Source organism: Streptomyces scabichelini, from assembly GCF_011045015.1.
Classification (GTDB): Bacteria; Actinomycetota; Actinomycetes; order Streptomycetales; family Streptomycetaceae; genus Streptomyces; species Streptomyces scabichelini.
In genome coordinates this window covers 1-549 of sequence record NZ_JAAKZY010000493.1, presented here as the reverse complement: position 1 = coordinate 549, position 549 = coordinate 1, and the positions used below count along the sequence as shown (strand labels likewise).

The 549-nt window shown below is 73.0% G+C and carries 1 protein-coding gene; it reads left to right on the top strand.

Features of this window, described 5'->3' with window-relative positions; all coding sequences use genetic code 11:
* Positions 1 to 549 (top strand): CurL C-terminal domain-containing protein (locus G5C60_RS50885; RefSeq protein ID WP_165271133.1); only part of this gene is annotated, 549 nt, incomplete at both ends.

Below are 549 nucleotides of genomic sequence, written 5' to 3'. Positions count from 1 at the left end.
CCGTGGCCCGCCACGGACGACAGGACCCGACGAGCCGGTGTGTCGTCCTTCGGCATCAGCGGCACCAACGCCCACGTCATCCTCGCCGAAGCCCCCGCCGAAACCCCTTCCGAGGCTCCCACCGAGCCATCTGCCGATGACACGCCGCAGGAACCGTTGGACGGAACAGCGCTGCCGTGGATGGTGTCGGCGCGTTCGGCGGACGCGCTGGCCCAGGCCGCGGGCCGGCTGGCCGAGTACGTGCGGGCACGGCCCGAGCTGAGCCCGGCCGATGTCGCGTACTCGCTTGCCGCCGGGCGTTCCGCCTTCGAGTCCAGGGCCGTGGTCCCCGGCACGGAGGGACGCGACGGACTGCTCGCCGGCCTGGACGCCCTGGCCTCCCGCGAGATCGACGGCGAGAACGGTGTGGTGCCTTCCCGAGCCGTGTTCGTGTTCCCGGGGCAGGGCTCGCAGTGGGTCGGCATGGCGGCCGGGCTGCTGGACTCCTCGCCGGAGTTCGCCCGCGTGATCGACGAGTGCGAGACGGCCCTGGCCCCGTTCGTCGACTGG